Source organism: Aminobacter sp. LjRoot7 (assembly GCF_964252895.1).
Classification (GTDB): Bacteria; Pseudomonadota; Alphaproteobacteria; order Rhizobiales; family Rhizobiaceae; genus Aminobacter; species Aminobacter aminovorans_B.
Window position 1 is genome coordinate 23,021 of the sequence record NZ_CAXUPX020000009.1, and the last position, 17,982, is coordinate 41,002.

Genomic DNA, 17,982 nt, shown 5'->3' on the forward strand with positions numbered 1-17,982 from the left:
GCGCGGTTACAGGCCCATATGCTTGTGGATCAGTTCATTGCTGAGTTCGGTGGTGTCGCCGGCCGCCGCGATCTGTCCCTTCTCGAGAATGGCGAAGCGGTGCGCGGCGGTTCGGGCGAAGCGTATCTTTTGCTCGACGAGGATGATGGTCAGGCCATGGTCCCGGTTGAGCGACACAATCGCCTCTTCGATATGCTCGACGATGTTGGGCTGGATGCCCTCGGTCGGCTCGTCGAGAACCAGGATACTGGGGTCGGTTGCCAATGCGCGGGCAATCGCCAGCTGCTGCTGCTGTCCGCCCGAGAGGTTGGTGCCGCGCCGGTGGAGGTGGTCCTTCAGGAATGGAAACAGCGTCCAGACCAATGGCGGCACCGAGGTCTGGCCATCGGCGCGCGCGTTGCAGCCGAGCAGGATGTTGTCGAGCACGCTGAGCCCGGGCACGATCTCGCGGCCTTGCGGCACATAGCCGATGCCGCGCCGCGCCCGCTGGTAGGTCAGGTCGCCGCTGATGTCGGCGCCTTCGAACTCGATGGTGCCTTTGGTCTGCACGTCGATGCCGAGCAGGCTACGCAGCAGCGTCGTCTTGCCGACGCCGTTGCGGCCCATGATGCAAAAGACCTCGCCCTCGCGGATTTCGAGGTTGAGATCGTGAATGATGTGGCTGGTTCCGTAGAACGCGTTGAGGTCTTTGAACTTAAGCATGGCTGAGCGTCGCCGATCCTAGATAGGCCTCGATCACTGCGGGATTGCGTTCGATCTCCTCCGCGGTTCCCTCGGCGAGCACCGCCCCTTGGTGCATCACGGTGATGGTGCGACAGATGCGGCGGACGAATGCCATGTCGTGCTCGATCACCAGAACCGTGTGGCCGCCGGCGAGATCGAGCAGCAACTCCGCCGTCTTGTCGGTCTCGGCCGCGGTCATGCCGGCAGCCGGTTCGTCAAGCAGGATAATCTTGGGTTCCTGGCTCAGCACCATCGCCAGTTCGAGCCATTGCAACTGGCCATGTGACAGTTCCGAGGCCTTGCGCTTCATCGAGCCGAGAAGCCCTGTGCGCTCGGCAACCGCGACCTCCTTGTCGCTCGGCCTCCCTTTCACCCGCTCGAACAGGTTTTCGAAGACGCGCACCCGGCGGTTACTTGCCACCTGCAGGTTTTCCAGCACTGTCATGTCCTTGAACACAGTCGGCGTCTGGAACTTGCGGCCGACGCCGCTGCGGGCGATGGCCGCCTCGCCGATGCCTGTGATGTTACGGTCGCGCAGCCAGATCTCGCCTTCGGACGGCAGCGTCTTGCCGCACAGGAGGTCGAGCAGCGTCGACTTGCCGGCGCCATTGGCGCCGATGATCACCCTGAGTTCGCCGTCGGCAATCGACAGGTCGACCTCGCGCACGGCAGGAAACTCGTCGAAGCGTACGGTAAGGTTTTGTGTCCGCAGGATCGGCGCCGTCGATACGGCGCCGGCCTGGGATTGCCTATGAACGGCATTCATGGTCACGCCTCCCTTGCCGACAGTTCAGACTTGACGAGAAGCTCGGCCTTGTCGGAGCGCTCGGTCTTGCCGGCGAGCTTGGCTCCACCGAGGCGTTCAGCCTTGCCGGGACGATCGATGAACGCCTTGAAGATCCCGGCTATGCCGTTCGGCATGAACAGCACGACGACGACGAAAAGCAGCCCCAGGATGATGGGCCACACCGGCTGGAAAGTCGCGCTTTCGCTGGCGAGCGAGCCGACGAAGTTGACGATCAGCGCACCGATGCAGGCCCCGAGCAGCGACGCACGGCCGCCGGTTGCCGCCCAGATCACCATCGAGATGCTGAGCGACGTTGCCATCAGCGACGGCGTGGCGAATTCCGAGGTGAGCGTGAACAGCATTCCCGCCAGGCCAGCGACGCCGGCCGAGACGCAGAAGATGAAGAGTTTGTAGTTCTCGACGTCGTAGCCGAGATAGCGGGCACGCGCCTCGTCCTCGCGAATGGCCTTCAGGACTTGGCCGATACGCCCCGTCAGCATGTAGCGGGCGAGCAGGATCACCGCGATCAGCGTCAGCGCAACGGCGTAGTAGGCGCTCGGTCCGTAAGGGTCGAATTCGAAGCCGCCGATCTCCAGAAGGGCCAAGTCGGCCAGGCCGTTGAAGCCGCCGGTCAGCGGCTGGTTGTTGATGATCAGCAATTGGCCAATCAGCGCGAAGGCCAGCGTGATGATGCTGACATAGACGCCGGTCGTGCGCCGCTTGAACATGACGTAGCCGATGCCGGCGGCCAGGACGCAGGGTACGACGATGCCCGCGATCATGCCGACAGCAATTGACCGGAACGGAATCCACAGGAACGAGCCTGTGGTGACACAGCAAAGATCGCGAACCGCATTGGGCTCCATGTTGAGCAGCATCAGCTGCGGCACCGGATTGTTTTCCGGCACGGCGAGGGTCAGCGACATCGCCAGCATGTAGGCGCCCATGCCGAAGAACAGGCCCTGGCCGAGGCTGAGTATGCCGGCATAGCCCCACGACATGCTGATGCCGATCGCGCAGATCGAATAGACCAGATAGATCGCGACGCGGTTGGTCCAAAAGCTGTTGAGCACCAGCGGAAGCGCAAGCACAACGGCGAAGAAGACGATGTAGGCGATGATGGAAGCGGTGCGGTAAGTCATGCGCTCGTCCATGTTGCGGCCAAGCTCAGCGGCTCTTGGTGACGAAGAGGCCTTGAGGCTTGAACAGGAGAATGAAGATCACGACGGCAAACAGGACGGTGCGTCCGTAGACGTCGTTTGCCCATGTGGCGACGAAGCTCTGGACTTCGCCGAGAATGCCGGCCGAGGCGAAGGTGCCGAGCAGATGGCCGACGCCGCCGGCGACGACTACAAGGAACGCGTCGACCACATAGGGCGTGCCCATGTCGGGCGACACGGTCTTGAACCCCGACACCAGAACACCGGCAATGCCGGCGAGGCCGGAGCCGTAGGCGAAGGCCAGCATGTTGACGCGCTTGTCGTTGATGCCGCAGGCAGCTGCGGTGTTCCGCGCAACCGAAACGGCGCGCAACTGGCTGCCGAAGCGCGTCTTGTACATCACGAGCCAAGTGATGGCGCCAAGCGCCAGCGCGGTGACGAAGACGAAGGCCCTGTAGACCGGGATGTTGGCGCCGAACAGTTGAATGGCCTGCTGCAGTTCAGCAGGAACCGGGACGTTCTGCAGGTCGGAACCCAAACCATCGATCTCGATTCCGAACAGGCCGAGCCCGAAATGGATGCGGATCAGCTGCTGCAGGATGAGCGCGATACCCCAAGTCGCCAGCAAGGTGTCGAGCAGCCGGCCGTAGAGCCTGCGCACGACGGTACGCTCGATGATCAGCCCGAATGTCGCCGTCACCAGGAACGCCAGCGGCAGGCAGAGATAGATGTTGAAGCCGAGATGCTTGGTTGCCAGCACCGTGGTGTAGGCGCCGATCATCACCATCTCGCCATGGGCGAGGTTGATGACGTTCATGGTGCCGTAGATAATCGCCAGGCCGAGGGCGACCATGAACAATATCGATGCAATGCTCAGGCCAATGACAAAAGTTTCCATGCCGCTTCCATCCGCGTTGGTCGGGGGCGTGCCGGCATGGATTCCGCGCCGGCACAGCTGGCAGTTCGGGACTAGAGCGTTGCCCCGCTCGTCGTGCAGACGCGCTTGTCCGCCGTCTCGCCGACGCTGGAGTAAGGCAGCGGCACCAGCGGTTCGGCGTACTGGTCGACGATGTCGAGCAGGCCGTCGGCGCGGGTCTTGCCGATGCGCGGCGTCAGGTAGCTGTGCAGGTTGTCGGGGTCGATGGTGACCTTGCCTTGGGGTGCGTCGAAAGACAGCCCGCCGGCATTTGCCACGATCGCATCAGGCGCCAGGTCGCCTGCCTTTTCCGCGGCCATCGCCCACATGTTGACGCCGATATAGACCGCCTCCATCGCGGCGTGGGTCACTGCATCGGCGCCGGCATAGGCCTTGAACGCTTCGACGAACACCTTGTTCTGTGGCGTGTCGACGGTCTGGAAATAGGGCAGCGAAACATAGCTTCCGAGCGCGTATTCCGGGCCCATCGCCTTGATCTCGACTTCCGTCGTCGTCGAGGCGCAGAGCGGCAGCTTGTCGAAGTCGTAGCCCTGGTTGCGCAGCTCCCGGTAGAAGGCGACGATCGAGTCGCCCACCACATTGGAGAAAATCACGTCGGCGCCGCTCGATCCGATCTTGGAAACCATCGACGCCCACTCGGTGTGACCGAGCGGCAGGTATTCGTCGCCGACCACCTGCATGCCGATCTTTTCGCAGATCGTCTTCGATGTCTTGGCCATTCCGCGCGGGAACGCATAGTCGGAGCCGACGATGAACACCTTGTTCTTGCCTAGGCTCTTCTGCAGCCAGGGCAGCGAATTTTCCAACTGCTGATTGGGCACGGCCGAGCCAGCATAGAGCACGTTCTTGGAGCACTCCTCGCCTTCATACCAGGTCGGCCAGACGAGCAAGCCCTTGCGCCGCTCGACGACCGGCAGGACAGCCTTGCGGCTGGCCGTGGTGTAGCAGCCGAAGATCACCGGAACCTGGTCCTCGATCGTGAGCTTGCGGGCCTTTTCACTGTAGATGCGCGGCTCGGACGCCGGATCTTCGATGATCGCGCGCAGCTTGCGGCCAAGAACACCGCCCTTGGCATTGATTTCGTCAATTGCCATCTGGGCGCACTGGTTCATCGATTTCTCGACGATCGCCGTGGTCCCGGTCAGCGAATACATGATGCCGACGGGGATCTCGTCCGCTGCCCAGGCCTTGTCGCCGAGACGCAGGATCGAAGGAGCTGCCAGTCCGATGGCCGTGAGGCCCGACGCTTTCAGAAACGTACGCCGATCATGGTTCTTCATAGGTCCTCCTGTTCGCATCTTTGTGCGTTTGATTTTTGTGAAGCCGCCCCATTCGCGACCAACGGCACGCTTAATTAGAAACTCCTGATAGTCAATACATCTATAAGTATATTTTCTATTTGCTAGATATACTAACGCATCAATACTATTACCCGCACCAGCATCGATGCAGAATTTCGAAATCCTATTTCCTAATTTTTCTTTTCTCTTGCAACGTTACGGAACGAATCCTTTCACAAGCGGCGCAGCATGCTTCCAAACGCTAGACAAAACGATGCCGCACACGCGCTCGCACGCGCTGACCAACGAGCGTCAAGAAGTGCTGCAGAGATCGAACCAACGGCTGCCAACGGCCTTGTCGGAAGCCGAAAAACAAAAAAGCCCGCCAACTCCGACAAGGAGCTTGCGGGCTACATAGCCACTCGGTGCCGACCACATTGTCTCACACCGTATCGACATCCGAGGTTCACCCGGCGTCAATTATTTTTCATATTAGTCACGCATGTCCTTGAACGTCAAGAGCTCATGCGCGTTGATGATCGCGCTCGCCAGATCATCCATCGGCACGCGCTTCGCCATCGCTTGCCGGCGGATATTTTCATACGCATCCTGCTCGCTAAGCCCTTGCGTTTCCATCAGAATGTTCTTTGCGCGCAGGATACGGTTGTTACCGGCCAGCTTCCGCTCCAGCTTGCGGATGCGTTTGCTGGCATTCTGCCGCTCAAGCCAGAGCGCGCGCGCGATGGTCAGATTGGTGAGCAGGCCAAACGGGCGGATCGGCCGCTCGATGACCGCAAGCGCCCCGCATTCCAGCACCACCTGCAGCGTGCTTGGATCTTCATAGGTCACCACAGCCACCAGGGCCGGATCCGACGGTTCAACCGGCCGGAACAGGCTCAGGATCTTGTCGCGGTTCTCCTGCTCGATCGAAACCAGCACCACCACCGCCGACGGATTGATCGCATCGGGCAGAGGCCAGGTCGTCTCGCAGCTGCAGCCGATGCGCCTGAGATGCTCGACCAGAGCCAGTCCCGCCTGGTCCGGCGGGTGTATGACTTGGACGCGCAAGCCCTTCAGGTCCTGGAGAATGCTGGTTGCCACCGAAAACGATCCGCTAAGCCTTGCGTTTCAGCTGATGGGGTTTGCTCATCCAATCATCGAATGACGCCGTGACGAAATAGGGATCGGGCCGGATCCTCGTCTCGGATTGCCAGATGATGTCGAACTTGCCTTCGTCGTTAACCCGCCCGATACGCGACCACAATTCGGTGTGGTGGTTGTCGGGGTCAATGCGTATCCGCCCTTGCGGCGCTTCGAACTCCAGCCCGGCGAGATGCTTGGCCAGCGCTTCCGGCTCGTCCGTGCCAGCCAGCTCCAGCGCCTTGGCGTAGAGATGAACCTGGAAATAAGCGGCCTCAGCGCCCGCCGTTACAGGCGCATCGGCGCCAAACCGTTGCTTATAGGCAGAAACGAAGCGCCGCGCGTGCGGCGTGTCGAGCGTCTCGAAGAACGACGCCGAGGTCAGGTGTCCCGCCGCTATATCAGGCGCCATCTCGGCGACTTCCGCTTCGGTGGTCGTCAGGCTGGCAATCGGCATTGTCGCAACGTCGAAGCCAGCTTCCTTGTAGGCTTCGTAGAGCATGACCGCGCCGGTGCCGACAACCGTCGACACCACGATGTCGGGTTTCAGCTTGGCGATCTGCTTGATGACACGGTTGAAGTCCTTGCGCACCGGTTCGACGGGCACATAGAGCTCGTCGAGAATGGTCCCCTTGGCTCTCATTACCAGGTCCATGACGACGCGGTTGTATTCGTAGGGGAATACGTAGTTCGAGCCGACCAGCAGGAAACGCGTGCCGTAGTTCTCGATCAGGTAGCGCGCGAGCTGAACCGCGTTCTGGTTCGACGACGAACCGGTATAGAAGCAGCGCGTCGAATACTCGAACCCTTCATAGAAGGTCGGGTAAAACAGCATGCCGCGATAGGCCTCGATTTCCGGCATCACGGCTTTTCGCGCCGACGACATATAGCATCCGAAGATGATCTTGATGCCGTCTTCGGAGAGCAGGCGAACGGCAAGCTCCTGGTATTTCTTGGCCGAACATTCCGGATCGTAAAAGACCGCGCTTATCAGGCGCCCGCGAACGCCACCGGCTGCATTGATCTCCTCGATCGCAAGGCGCGTTGCGTTCGCCTCGGCCGTCTCGGCCGCAGCGGTCACTCCGCTATTGGAAAACAGGACGCCAATCCGCCAGTCACCATTCGCCATGCGATACAAGCCACCTATTGATCAGGTCGATAGAATACTACCCGGTCATCGGCGCGAGCCGGGCGGAGTCTGCTTGGGGAGATTTGGGAAACGCCACTGTTTCCAGTCCCATAGAGATATCCTGACAGCTCGGGAAAGGCAACGTGGCTCTGCAGTCAAGCCACGCAAGCGAGGAGTGCTCGTGGACAGCTGCGCTGCGTACCACGGCCGACAGGGAGGCGATCGACGGACCGCCTTCTCCGTCTTGTTTCGGACGCTCCGCGCGACAAGCTGTCAGGCGTTACCGGTGAGCATGTCGTAAAGAGCCAGCGTCACGACATTAGTAGCCAGCACGAGGTCATCGATCTTGAGTTTCTCGTCGGCACGGTGAGCATTGGCCTCGAGCATGGTTCGTGGGCCGGCACCGTACAGCACGGTCGGGATGCCGGCGTTGCTGTAGTGCCGCGCATCGGTATAGAGCGGCACCCCATGCGTTGGGACGGGTTCGCCGGCGAGGTCCGAGGCATGCCTCTGCAAGGCACCGGCCAGGCGCTCCTGCCCATCGAGCGGCTTCAGCGGGTTGGCCAGCATCAGTTGCCGGACATGGCACTCGACGCCCGGCATCTCCCGCGCGGTCGCCTCGATAAAAGCGATCAGGTCGCGTGCCACCTCCGGACCGTTCTCCTCCGGGATCATGCGGCGGTCGACACGCATCACGATCTTGTCCGGGACGACATTGGTGTTGATGCCACCCGAAATGAGCCCCACCACCAGCGATGGGGTTGTGATGCCTTCGACCGACGAGCGCTGCTCCGAAAAGCCCGAGCGCAGCGAATAGAGCCGGCTCAGGATGTGCGTTGCCGCCTCGAGCGCGTCGATGCCCGTTTCGGGCCGCGCTGCGTGGGCGGACTTGCCGCGGACGTCGATATCGAGATGCAGGCAGCCATTGTGGGCAGTGACGACGCCATAGGATAGGCCGGCGCAGATCGCGTAGTCTGGCTTGGTCAAGCCCTGCTGCAGCAAATAGAGCGGGCCGATGTCGCCACCGACCTCTTCGTCGTAGGTCAGGTGGATCTCGATCGTGCCCGACAGCTTCTCGCCCAATGCGCGCAACGCCAGCAGCGCATAGGCATAGGTGACGAAGTCGGACTTCGAGGTTGCCACGCCCCGACCGTACATCCAGCCATCCTTGATCTCGGCGCCGTAGGGATCAACGGTCCAGCCTTCGCCAGGCGCCACGACGTCGCCATGCGCATTAAGCGCGATCGTCGGACCGGGGCCAAACGTATGGCGGACAATCAGATTGGTGGCGCTGATCATGCCGACGCTCGCAACCAGCGCGTCGGGCACCTTGTGTCGCTCGACCATGAAACCAAGGCCTTCATACAATTGGGCAGCGCGATCGGCATGCGCTGCGCAATCTCCGGGCGGGTTGTCGGACGGCACCTTGACCAGTTCTGCCAGCATGCGCACCTGGTCGTCGCGATGCGAACGGATGTAATCCAGCAGACGCTCCGAACCGAGGCCGGGGCTTTTTGCGATAGGGTTCGGTTCCATTAGGGTCTTCCCTGAAAATTCTCGATGAAATGCAGGAGCACAGCCGCCCCTGTTGCAACGTCTGCAGCGGTGACCGACTCCTCCGGCGAATGGCTGATGCCGTCCTTGCAGCGAACGAAGATCATGCCGATGTCGGTGATCGCGCTCATCGCCATGCCGTCATGGCCGGCACCGCTGGGCAAGCGCAGAGGGCGCTCTCCGGCCGCTTCAACGGCGGCCGCGATACGGTCGACGAAATCGGGCGCGCACGGGCAGGACTTGAGATCGAGGATCTTGTCGATGTCGATCTCCACCCCGCGCCTTGCCGCGACGGCCCGGGCAGCCATGCCGAGTTCGTCGAAGGCAGCGTGGCGGATGCCGTCGGCCTGCGAGCGCAGATCGACGGTCAAGGAAACCTCGCCCGGGATGACATTGATCAGTCCAGGCTCCGCCTTGATGAAGCCGACGGTGCCGACCGTATTGGGATGGGCCGTGGCGACGCGCTCGACCGCCAGCGCGATCTCGGCTGCCGCCAGAAGCGGGTCCTTGCGCATGCCCATCGGCACCGTGCCTGCATGGTTGGCCGCACCCTTGAGCGTCACGACGGCGCGGGTCTGGCCGCTGATCGCTGTCACCACGCCGACCGACAAACCCTCGGCCTGGAGCACTGGCCCCTGCTCGATGTGCAGCTCGACATAGCCGATCATGTCGCCCGGCCGATGAGCGGCCCTGGCGACGGCCTCGGGGTCGAGACCGAACTCGATCATCGCCTCGCGGACGCTGATGCCTTGCGCATCCCTGGCATTGAAGAGGTCGTCGCCGAACTGCCCTGATATGGCACGGCTTCCGGCGAGCGTCGTCCTGAACCGGGTGCCTTCCTCATCGCCGAACGCGACGACCTCGATACCGAACGGCAGGCGGCGGCCGCGGCCGTTGAGCACGGCAACGCAGTCGAGCGAGGTGATCACGCCAAGCGGACCGTCATAGCGACCGGCATGGACGACGCTGTCCATATGCGACCCGGTGACCAGATAGGGCCCGCCGCCGCTGTCGGAATGGTAGCGGCCGACGACGTTGCCGGCCTCGTCGATACGCGCGTCCATGCCGGCATCGCGCATCCATCCGGCAATAGTTTCGGCGGCCGTGCGATGTTGCGGCGACAGATAGAGCCGCGTCACGCCGGCACCTGGCTCGCTGATGCTGCCAAGCTCGTCGCAGCGCTGCATGATCCGCCGCCCGGCGTCGGTTTCGTTGAGGTATGTCGACATGATGCTTTCCCGGTGCCCCGTGCCGCTACTGCCGCTCGGGTGCATGGTGCTTGTGCCAGTGGCGGGCGATTTCATCGCGCCGGCAGATCCAGACACCTTCGTGCTTCTGGACATAGTCGAGGAAGCGCAGGAACGAAGCCCAGCGCCCGGGGCGGCCGACGATGCGCAGGTGGAGCCCCGTGGACATCATTCGCGGCGTCCTGTCGCTCTCACGGTAGAGCACGTCGAATGTGTCCTTGAGATAGGTGAAGTACTGGTCGCCGGAGTTGAAGCCGGCGGCCGCCACGAACCGCATGTCGTTGGCTTCGAGCGTGTAGGGAATACGCAGATGCTGCTTGCCGTTGACGTTTTCCCAATAGGGCAGGTCATCGGCATAGGTGTCGGAATCGTAGAGGAAACCGCCCTCCTCGACCACCAGCTTGAGCGTGTTGGGGCTGCAGCGTCCGGTGTACCAACCGACCGGCCGTTCACCGGTCACTCGGGTGATGGTATCGATGGCAAGCTTCATCTGGGCGCGCTCGGTGTCCTCGCCCATCCACTGATGGTCGATCCATTTCCAGCCATGACTGGCGATCTCGTGGCCGAGGGAATGCATGATCTTGCCGGCCTCGGGGTAGTGTTGCAGCGCCAGGCCGTTTGCCAGCACGGTGGTGCTGATGCCGCGCTGCTTGAACTCGTCGAAGACCCGCCAGAAGGCGACACGCGTGCCGTACTCGTAGAGCGACTCCATGTTCATGTTGCGCACGCCGAAAAGCTGCGGCGCGCCGATGATGTCGGAGATGAAATTCTCCGAATGAGCATCGCCGTGCAGGACGCAGTTCTCGGAACCCTCCTCGAAGGCGACGATGAACTGCAGCGCGAGCTTGGCGCCATTCGGCCAGTTGGCCATCGGCGGCCTGTTGCCGTAGCCGATCATATCGCGGGGGTAAGACATTGTTCGATCCTTTCTACCTGTTCCGGACGGACGCCGGCCTAGTCACGCGGTGCGATTTCAAGATGCTTGACCGATCCGCTCAGCCGCTTGGGCAGCGGATAGGCGAGATCGCCGAATTTGCTGGTGCCTAGCCTCAGGGCGACGATGCCCTCGACCAGCTTGGTTGCGGCGGTGACACCTTCGATGACCGGAACGCCGATCTGCTCCTGGATATGCGTGGCCAGGTCGGCCATTCCTGCGCAGCCGAGCACGATGGCGCCGATATCGTCCTCGGCGACAGCGCGGCGGCATTCCTCGACGATGTCGCGGCAAGCCGCCATGCCGGTCTCCTCGAGTTCGAGAACCTCGAGCCCGCAAGCCCGGACCTTGCGGCACTGATGTTCGAAGCCGTGGACCTGCAGCAGGTGCTCGCAGATGATCTTGGTGCGGGCGAGCGTAGTGACCACCGAGAAGCGGGTCGCCACGATGCTGGCGACGTGGAAGGCCGCTTCGGCGATACCGATTACGGGTCCCCGTGCGAGCTCGCGGGCGGCGAGATAGCCCGGATCGCCGAAGCAGGCGATGACATATCCATCGACGCCGGCCCCCTCGCCTTCACGAATTCGCTCGAGGATGCCGATCGTGCTCAGCGCCTCGTCATAGTGGCTTTCGATCGACGGCGGTCCGCTCTCGACCGACACTGACAGGATCTCGGTACCTGGCGCGGCGACGCCTTGTGCGGCCGCGAGGTTCTTCCTGGCGAAAGCCGCGGTGGTCGTCGGATTTATGATCTCGATCTTCATGATCTGTCCCTAGCCGCCGAGATAGGCGCGCCGCACGTCGTCATTCTCGGCCAGCTCATGCGACGGTCCCGACAAGGCGATCTTGCCTGTCTCAAGCACGTAGGAGTGGCTGGAGAGCTTGAGCGCCATGCGCGAGTTCTGCTCGACGAGAATGACGCTGACGCCATTGTCGCGGTTGATGCTGGTGATGAAGCGGGCGATCTCGCGAACGATGATCGGCGCGATGCCGAGCGACGGTTCGTCGAGCAGCAACAGCCGCGGCTTGGACATCAGCGCGCGGCCGATCGCCACCATCTGCTGCTCGCCGCCGGACAGGCTTCCGGCCTGCTGGCCGATGCGCTCGCGCAGGCGGGGAAACCGCGTCAGGATGCCCTCGAGATCGGCAGCGACGCCGGCGCTGTCCTTGCGGCGGTAGGCGCCCATCAGAAGGTTGTCGCGCACGCTCATGAACGGGAAGATGCGCCGCCCTTCCGGTACCATCGCCACGCCACGGGCCACGATCTGGTCTGGTCCCTTGCCGTCGATGCGCTCGCCGTCGAACCAGATCTCACCGCTCTCAGGCGCGGTCAGACCCGTAATGGCGCGCAGAATGGAGGACTTGCCGGCGCCGTTGGCGCCGATGAGGGAAATGATCTGGCCCTCGCCGGCGGTCAGAGACACGCCTTTCACGGCGCGAACCCTGCCATAGGAGACAGCGAGATCCCGGATCGAGAATTGCGCGCTCATAGGCCGATCTCCGTGTCTTCCGCGCCGAGATAGGCCTCGATGACCTTCTCGTTCTGCTGGATCTCCGCCGGCGTTCCCTCGGCGATCTTGCTGCCGAAACTGACAACCACGATGCGCTCGCTGACTGACATGACCGCCGTCATGTCGTGTTCGACCAAGATGGGCGTGATGCCCTCGTCGCGGATCTTGCGGATCAGCTCGACCCCACGCTTGGTCTCGTCCGAATTCAGGCCGGCAAACGGCTCGTCGAGCAGGATGAGCTTCGGCCTGGCTGCAAGCGCCACCGCGATGCCGAGATTGCGCAGCATGCCATGTGGCAAGGCAGCCGAGACCGTATTGGCAAGGTGTGTCATGCCGAGCAGGTCGAGCACGTGATCGGCATAGTCGCCAGCCTCCCGCTCGTCTTTCCGGGCGCGTGGGGACCGGAAGATCATGCCGGCCAGCGAGGCCTTGCAATCCTTCTGGCAGCCGAGCAGCACCGCTTCGCGCACGGTCATGTCCTGGAAGCTGGTGTTTTCCTGGAACGTCCGCACGATGCCGTGGCGGGCCACCGCATGCGGTCCGATGCCGGTGATGTCCTTGCCGTTGAAGCGGACGGTCCCGGTAGTCGGGCTGAGGAAGGAGGCGATCAGCTTGAAGCAGGTGCTCTTGCCAGCGCCGTTGGGGCCAATGATGGACAGGATCTCGCCGGCATTCAGCGTGAAGTTCAGATCCTTCACCGCCGTCAGGCCACCGAAAATCTTGGTCAGTCCGCGAACTTCAAGCATTGTCGGTCTCCTCCGGCTTGCCGGAGCGCTTGACGACACTCAGGATTCCGTTCGGCATCAAAAGGATGCACAGGATCATCAGGCCGGAGAAGATGACGGTCTGATAGCGTTGGAACTCATGCAGCAATTCGAAGCTGCTCATCATCACCAGCGCGCCGACTAAAGGACCGACGACGAATTCCAGGCCGCCGACGAAGCAGTAGACCATGAAGTAGACGCTATCGAGCACCTGGAAGGTGGTGGGATAGACGTTCTGCTGCAGCGTGGCGAAGAAGGCGCCGCCGACGCCGGCATAGAAACAGCTCACCATGAAGGCGACGACGCGATACTTGGCGACGTTGATCCCTAGGCTGGAGGCGAGATCCTCGTTCTGCCTGAGCGAGCGGAACACGGCGCCGACGCGGCTGGTGTCGAGCAGCCACATGAACAGCAGCCCAAGCAACATCAGCGTGCCGGCGAGGTAGAAGAACGGCAGCCGCGCGCCCTTCTCGAAGGCGGGAATGATGGTCAGCCCGAACAGCGACAGTTCACCTGGCAGTGGAAGATCGACGATGCCTTGAGCGCCGCGCGTGAGGGCCGGAAAGCTCAATGCCGCCAGGCGGCAGGCCTCGGTGATGCAGAGCGTGATCATGGCGAAGTAGACGCCCTTGAGCCGCAGGACCGGCCAGCCGATTAGGCCACCTAGCAGGGCGGCAACGGCTCCCGACAGCGGCAGGCAGATCCAGAATGACACACCGAGGCGCGACACCAGGATGGCGGTGACATAGGCCCCGACCAGGGCAAATCCCGCCTGGGCGAGGTTGATGCGGCCGATGGCGAAGGTCAGCCAGACGCCGAAGCTGATGAAGCTGACGGCAGCCATGGTGGTGAACACGTTGAGCAGGTAGCCGTTTGAGCCGAAGGCAAGTGGAACGCCGACGAAATAGGCAGCCGCGATCAGCAGTCCCAGCCCGATGGGCTTGAGCGAGGAGCTTCGCTGCTCGCTTCGCGGCAGGTTGTTCACATTTGGTATGGAGATTGTCTTTTGCATGGTCGTCTCAGCCCCAGGGCTTACCCATGATCCCGTTCGGCCTCACGATCAGGAAGCAGATCACGATCAGGAAGATGATGAGAAAGGTCAGCGAGCCCGGCAGCAGCGCATAGCCGACGGATTCGAGGAAACCCAGGACGAAGCCGCCGAGGATGGCGCCGGAGAGCACGCCCGCGCCGCCGATCATGATCATCAGGAATGCCTTGATCGAGATTGCCGTTCCGGCGCCGGTGTGGACAGCGAAGATCGCCACGAGCAGGCCACCGGACAGGCCGGCAAGGCCGGTACCAAGGCCGAAGCCCATGGCGGAGAGCCATTTGAGATTCACGCCCTGAAGGGCCGTTGCCTCGCGGTCCTGCGCCATCGCCCTGAGCGCCCGGCCGGTCTTGGTATAACCGATGAAGGCCATCAGCGCGGCGATCAGCATCGCTGCGACGACGATGACGACGATGCGTCCGGTGGGCAATCTCGCGCCGAACAGGTCGATCACACCAGTGGCAATGGGGGGAACGCCGCGCTGCTTTTCGCCGAAAACGATCAGCGCCAGGCTTTCGAGGAACACCGCCGTGCCCATGGCCAGCAGCATCGTCACCTCCTCACGTTTGACGCGCAGCATCACCGGTCGGAACAGGAACAGTTCCATGGCCACACCAAGCAGCCCGACGATCAGGAAGGACATGACGAGGCCGAACCAGAACGGCAGCCCGAACACGACATTGAAGTAGTAAACGACGAATCCGCCGATCATGTAGAGCTGACCATGGGCGAAATTCACCACCTTCATGATGCTGAAGATGATGGTGATGCCGAGCGCGATCAGCGCGTAGGTCGTTCCGACGACAAGTGCATTGAGCATAACCTGCGTCATGCGAAGTCTCCTGTGCGAGGACGGGGCTCTTTTGCCCATCCGTGGCCCACGCAATGTGGACCTCATGCGAAGGGAAATGCGGGCGGCGGCCATGGGGGCGGACCGCCGCCCGGGGTTCGTCAGTCAGGGAGTTTTCCGACGAACAGCGGCTTGTATTCGCCGTTTTCGACCTGCTGCACGACGATCGGCACGGACACCTGGCGCGGCTGGCCATAGTCGGTGCGGCCAACATATTTCAGCTCGCCGCCTTCCTTGAGGAACGGGTTCTTGCCAACGAAACCGTCGAGAGCGGCCTTGAAGGCCTCGGTGTCATCAAGGGCCTTCGGTCCGACGCTCTGCAGCGTCTGGATCATGATCTCGGGACCGTAGACATAGAGGCCTGCGACATCGTTCCACTCGCCCCAATCCTTGGTGTAGCGGTCGATGAACTTGACCATGAAGTCGCTGCGGATCGCTTCGGTGCTGGCGCCGCCGGCGGCGATGAAGCCGTTCGCGGCATCACCCGCCACCTCATAGATCGCCTTCGGGTCCTGTCCGGTCTCGGTGCTCATGGTCCCCGTGAAGCCCAGTTCGCGCGCCGCCTTGATCAGCGGGCCGACATCTGAGGGCGAAACGCCCGACAGGACGATGTGATCCGGCGAGGTGCCGATCACCTTGGTCAGGATCGGGAAGAAATCGGTGGTGCCGGACTCGTACGTCTCCTGGTCGGAAACGACCTCCATGCCGAGCGCCTTGGCACCTGCGGACCCTTCGTCGCGCTGCTTGATCGGATCGGCATTGTTTTCGGAAACAAAGGCGATCTTCTTCACGCCCTTGTTTTCCATCAGCCATTTGTAGATGACCGGGCCAACCTGGTAGGACGCCACCATGCCAAGGATCGACTGCGACGCCGGCGCCTTGTAGAGCGACTTGGAGAAGGCATAGGGCATGTTGACCGTGCCGTTCGCTTCCATGACGGTCTTGGCGCTTTCCGCCGTGGAGTCGGTGTTCGGCCCCTGGATATATTTGACACCTTCTGACACCAGCTTTTCGGCACCGGTCTGGGCGCCCTTGGGATCGCCCTTGTCGTCGACGCAGACGACCTCGATCTTATAGGTCTTGTCGCCAATCGCCACGCCACCGTCGTCATTCCACATGCCGGCCCGGGACTTGAACGTCTGGCACATGACGCCACCCCAGCCGGCAAACGGCCCGCTCATCACACCGAGCGCGCCGATCTTCAGAGTTTCTTCGGCATAGGCCGAAGGTCCAAAGGCCAATGCTCCGGTTGCTGTTCCTAATATAAGCACCCTGCGTAGGGCACTTTGTCTCTGCTGACGCAAAATCATCTTGTCCTCCATTGTGTAACTCGGCCTTCATCTGCAATTGAACCCATGTCAATTGGTTCAATATGTTCAGATTACGTAGTTATGTTCCCTTGTTTTTGTTGTTATTTGAGCGTATGTCTGGCACTTGAAGGTGTCAATTATTTCATTGACACGGTGTCAAAGTAGCGAGAGCCGCATGAACTGGAAGCCGGAGATCAGAAAGGGCACCGGGCCGATCTACGTGGCGATTTGTGATGCGCTGGAACGCGGAATAGCCGAGGGTCAGCTGTTGCCTGGCGAGAAGCTGCCGCCACATCGCGATCTCGCCTATCGGCTGGGCGTGACGGTCGGAACGATTGCGAGAGCTTACACAGAGGCTGCAGTGCGAGGTCTCGTCGTCGGCGAGGTCGGCCGTGGCACCTTCATCAACGATTTCGACAACCATCGCGACGACATCACCCGGCTGGTGGTGCCGGAGAAGCCTCAGCCGGAGGTGATCGACCTCGGGCTGAATCTTTCCGCCATTGGTGAAGCCGACGAGATCCTCAGGTCGACCCTGAAGGATCTGTCACGATCAGGGTCGCTCGACGCGCTTCTCACCTATCAGCCCAGCGCAGGCATGATCTCGCATCGCGCCATCGCATCGCAATGGCTTGAGGGCATCGGAATCAGGGCGCATCCGGACAATGTGATCATCTGCAACGGCGGGCAGCACGGCCTGCTGATCAGCATGATGGCGCTGGCTGGCCATGGCGAGTCGATTGCCACGGAGCAACTCACCTATCCGGGCGCGAGGGCCATCGCCCATCAACTCGGCATCAATCTCGCCGCAGTTCAAATGGACGAAGAAGGCATGAACCCTGCTGCCCTTCGAGAACTATGCGAGACCAAGCGGCCGAAGGCCCTGTATTGCATGCCCGTCCTGCAGAACCCGACAACGATCACCATGTCCGAGCAACGGATGCGGGAGATTGCCGCGATCGTTGAGGAGTACGGTCTCTGGATCATCGAAGACGATGTCTACGGCTTTCTGGCCGAAAACAGGCCGCGACCCGTCGCGTCCCTCATTCCGGAGCGGACCATCTATCTCACCAGCGCCTCAAAAAGCATGGCGCCTGGATTGCGGATCGGCTTCCTGGTTGTTCCAGCCAAGCTCAGCCGCTCCGTCCAGGAGATCGTTACCATGAGCAACTGGATGTCACCACCGTTCATGGCGGCGATCGTGACCAACTGGATGGCAAACGGCTATGCCGACAAGCTGATCGCCTGGCACCGCAATCAGGCGCATGAACGCCAGCAAGTCGCCCACCGGATCCTCGGCCCCTATGCGGAGCACGCTTCGACGTCCTGCTATCACCTGTGGCTGCAGCTTCCCGAACCCTGGCGAATGGACTCATTCTCTGCAACCGCCCTGCGCGAGGGCGTCAGAGTGATCACCGCCGACGCGTTCGCGGTGAAGCGCGATCATGCACCGCATGCAGTGAGGCTATGCCTGGGAGCAGCGCACTCACTTCCACAGATCGCACTCGGCCTGAATCGGCTGATGAGCCTGCTCAATTCGCAGCCCAAGCCGCACATGGATTTGCAATCGATCGGCTATGTGTAGCCGGGTAAAGCCGCCCGAGGAGT

The 17,982-nt window shown here is 61.9% G+C and carries 17 protein-coding genes; 1 reads left to right on the forward strand and 16 read right to left on the reverse strand.

The window, feature by feature from the left end:
* Window positions 1-6: 6 nt before the first annotated feature.
* From urtE to ACSQ3E_RS22635, 16 genes are all read right to left on the reverse strand, one after another.
* Window positions 7-702, reverse strand: a complete 696-nt coding sequence (gene urtE, locus ACSQ3E_RS22560) for an urea ABC transporter ATP-binding subunit UrtE (protein ID WP_310324092.1) — start codon at window positions 700-702, stop codon at window positions 7-9.
* On the reverse strand, window positions 695-1,489 hold the full coding sequence (gene urtD / locus ACSQ3E_RS22565; protein WP_436124385.1) for an urea ABC transporter ATP-binding protein UrtD: 795 nt from the start codon (window positions 1,487-1,489) through the stop codon (window positions 695-697). The genes urtE and urtD overlap by 8 nt, the downstream gene beginning before the upstream one ends.
* Before the next feature lie 2 nt (window positions 1,490-1,491).
* Window positions 1,492-2,652, reverse strand: coding sequence for an urea ABC transporter permease subunit UrtC (urtC, locus tag ACSQ3E_RS22570; RefSeq protein WP_310324098.1), 1,161 nt, complete (start codon window positions 2,650-2,652; stop codon window positions 1,492-1,494).
* A gap of 25 nt (window positions 2,653-2,677) precedes the next feature.
* The gene (gene urtB / locus ACSQ3E_RS22575; RefSeq protein ID WP_436124386.1) at window positions 2,678-3,568 is read right to left on the reverse strand and encodes an urea ABC transporter permease subunit UrtB; all 891 of its coding nucleotides are present in this window, start codon (window positions 3,566-3,568) and stop codon (window positions 2,678-2,680) included.
* 71 nt (window positions 3,569-3,639) lie between these two features.
* Entirely contained in the window at window positions 3,640-4,887 is a 1,248-nt protein-coding gene (locus ACSQ3E_RS22580) for a transporter substrate-binding domain-containing protein (protein ID WP_436124387.1), read from the reverse strand.
* A 492-nt stretch (window positions 4,888-5,379) separates the two neighbouring features.
* The gene (locus tag ACSQ3E_RS22585; protein ID WP_267320999.1) at window positions 5,380-5,988 is read right to left on the reverse strand and encodes an ANTAR domain-containing response regulator; all 609 of its coding nucleotides are present in this window, start codon (window positions 5,986-5,988) and stop codon (window positions 5,380-5,382) included.
* A gap of 13 nt (window positions 5,989-6,001) precedes the next feature.
* Window positions 6,002-7,156 (reverse strand): transporter substrate-binding domain-containing protein, encoded by a 1,155-nt coding sequence (locus ACSQ3E_RS22590; RefSeq protein WP_436124388.1) that lies wholly within the window; start codon window positions 7,154-7,156, stop codon window positions 6,002-6,004.
* A 273-nt stretch (window positions 7,157-7,429) separates the two neighbouring features.
* Entirely contained in the window at window positions 7,430-8,692 is a 1,263-nt protein-coding gene (locus tag ACSQ3E_RS22595) for an ArgE/DapE family deacylase (RefSeq protein ID WP_436124389.1), read from the reverse strand.
* The gene (locus ACSQ3E_RS22600; protein ID WP_310324116.1) at window positions 8,692-9,939 is read right to left on the reverse strand and encodes an allantoate amidohydrolase; all 1,248 of its coding nucleotides are present in this window, start codon (window positions 9,937-9,939) and stop codon (window positions 8,692-8,694) included. The genes ACSQ3E_RS22595 and ACSQ3E_RS22600 overlap by 1 nt, the downstream gene beginning before the upstream one ends.
* A gap of 25 nt (window positions 9,940-9,964) precedes the next feature.
* Window positions 9,965-10,873 (reverse strand): allantoinase PuuE, encoded by a 909-nt coding sequence (gene puuE / locus ACSQ3E_RS22605; RefSeq protein ID WP_436124390.1) that lies wholly within the window; start codon window positions 10,871-10,873, stop codon window positions 9,965-9,967.
* A 38-nt stretch (window positions 10,874-10,911) separates the two neighbouring features.
* On the reverse strand, window positions 10,912-11,655 hold the full coding sequence (locus ACSQ3E_RS22610) for an aspartate/glutamate racemase family protein (RefSeq protein WP_310324120.1): 744 nt from the start codon (window positions 11,653-11,655) through the stop codon (window positions 10,912-10,914).
* 9 nt (window positions 11,656-11,664) lie between these two features.
* Complete coding sequence (locus ACSQ3E_RS22615) at window positions 11,665-12,381, reverse strand: ABC transporter ATP-binding protein (RefSeq protein WP_310324124.1); 717 nt, start codon at window positions 12,379-12,381, stop codon at window positions 11,665-11,667.
* On the reverse strand, window positions 12,378-13,148 hold the full coding sequence (locus ACSQ3E_RS22620; protein ID WP_436124391.1) for an ABC transporter ATP-binding protein: 771 nt from the start codon (window positions 13,146-13,148) through the stop codon (window positions 12,378-12,380). Before ACSQ3E_RS22620 ends, ACSQ3E_RS22615 begins: the two co-directional genes overlap by 4 nt.
* Window positions 13,141-14,178 carry a branched-chain amino acid ABC transporter permease gene (locus ACSQ3E_RS22625; RefSeq protein WP_436124392.1) on the reverse strand — a complete coding sequence of 346 codons (1,038 nt, stop codon included), beginning with the start codon at window positions 14,176-14,178 and terminating at the stop codon, window positions 13,141-13,143. The genes ACSQ3E_RS22620 and ACSQ3E_RS22625 overlap by 8 nt, the downstream gene beginning before the upstream one ends.
* A 7-nt stretch (window positions 14,179-14,185) precedes the next feature.
* Window positions 14,186-15,046: a branched-chain amino acid ABC transporter permease gene (locus tag ACSQ3E_RS22630; protein WP_436124393.1), complete on the reverse strand. Its 861-nt coding sequence runs from the start codon at window positions 15,044-15,046 to the stop codon at window positions 14,186-14,188.
* Between the two features lie 119 nt (window positions 15,047-15,165).
* Window positions 15,166-16,305, reverse strand: a complete 1,140-nt coding sequence (locus ACSQ3E_RS22635) for an ABC transporter substrate-binding protein (RefSeq protein WP_436124394.1) — start codon at window positions 16,303-16,305, stop codon at window positions 15,166-15,168.
* Window positions 16,306-16,549: 244 nt separating this feature from the next.
* Here ACSQ3E_RS22635 and ACSQ3E_RS22640 point away from each other — a divergent pair, with 244 nt between their 5' ends.
* Window positions 16,550-17,959, forward strand: coding sequence for a PLP-dependent aminotransferase family protein (locus ACSQ3E_RS22640; RefSeq protein WP_436124395.1), 1,410 nt, complete (start codon window positions 16,550-16,552; stop codon window positions 17,957-17,959).
* Window positions 17,960-17,982: the final 23 nt, after the last annotated feature.

Excerpts from the sequence above, each read along its gene's own strand:
- urtE (WP_310324092.1), bottom strand. The coding sequence starts at position 702 with ATGCTTAAGTTCAAAGACCTCAACGCGTTCTACGGAACCAGCCACATC.
- urtD (WP_436124385.1), bottom strand. The coding sequence starts at position 1,489 with ATGAATGCCGTTCATAGGCAATCCCAGGCCGGCGCCGTATCGACGGCG.
- urtC (WP_310324098.1), bottom strand. The coding sequence starts at position 2,652 with ATGACTTACCGCACCGCTTCCATCATCGCCTACATCGTCTTCTTCGCC.
- urtB (WP_436124386.1), bottom strand. The coding sequence starts at position 3,568 with ATGGAAACTTTTGTCATTGGCCTGAGCATTGCATCGATATTGTTCATG.
- ACSQ3E_RS22580 (WP_436124387.1), bottom strand. The coding sequence starts at position 4,887 with ATGAAGAACCATGATCGGCGTACGTTTCTGAAAGCGTCGGGCCTCACG.
- ACSQ3E_RS22590 (WP_436124388.1), bottom strand. The coding sequence starts at position 7,156 with ATGGCGAATGGTGACTGGCGGATTGGCGTCCTGTTTTCCAATAGCGGA.
- ACSQ3E_RS22595 (WP_436124389.1), bottom strand. The coding sequence starts at position 8,692 with ATGGAACCGAACCCTATCGCAAAAAGCCCCGGCCTCGGTTCGGAGCGT.
- ACSQ3E_RS22600 (WP_310324116.1), bottom strand. The coding sequence starts at position 9,939 with ATGTCGACATACCTCAACGAAACCGACGCCGGGCGGCGGATCATGCAG.
- puuE (WP_436124390.1), bottom strand. The coding sequence starts at position 10,873 with ATGTCTTACCCCCGCGATATGATCGGCTACGGCAACAGGCCGCCGATG.
- ACSQ3E_RS22610 (WP_310324120.1), bottom strand. The coding sequence starts at position 11,655 with ATGAAGATCGAGATCATAAATCCGACGACCACCGCGGCTTTCGCCAGG.
- ACSQ3E_RS22615 (WP_310324124.1), bottom strand. The coding sequence starts at position 12,381 with ATGAGCGCGCAATTCTCGATCCGGGATCTCGCTGTCTCCTATGGCAGG.
- ACSQ3E_RS22620 (WP_436124391.1), bottom strand. The coding sequence starts at position 13,148 with ATGCTTGAAGTTCGCGGACTGACCAAGATTTTCGGTGGCCTGACGGCG.
- ACSQ3E_RS22625 (WP_436124392.1), bottom strand. The coding sequence starts at position 14,178 with ATGCAAAAGACAATCTCCATACCAAATGTGAACAACCTGCCGCGAAGC.
- ACSQ3E_RS22630 (WP_436124393.1), bottom strand. The coding sequence starts at position 15,046 with ATGACGCAGGTTATGCTCAATGCACTTGTCGTCGGAACGACCTACGCG.
- ACSQ3E_RS22640 (WP_436124395.1), top strand. The coding sequence starts at position 16,550 with ATGAACTGGAAGCCGGAGATCAGAAAGGGCACCGGGCCGATCTACGTG.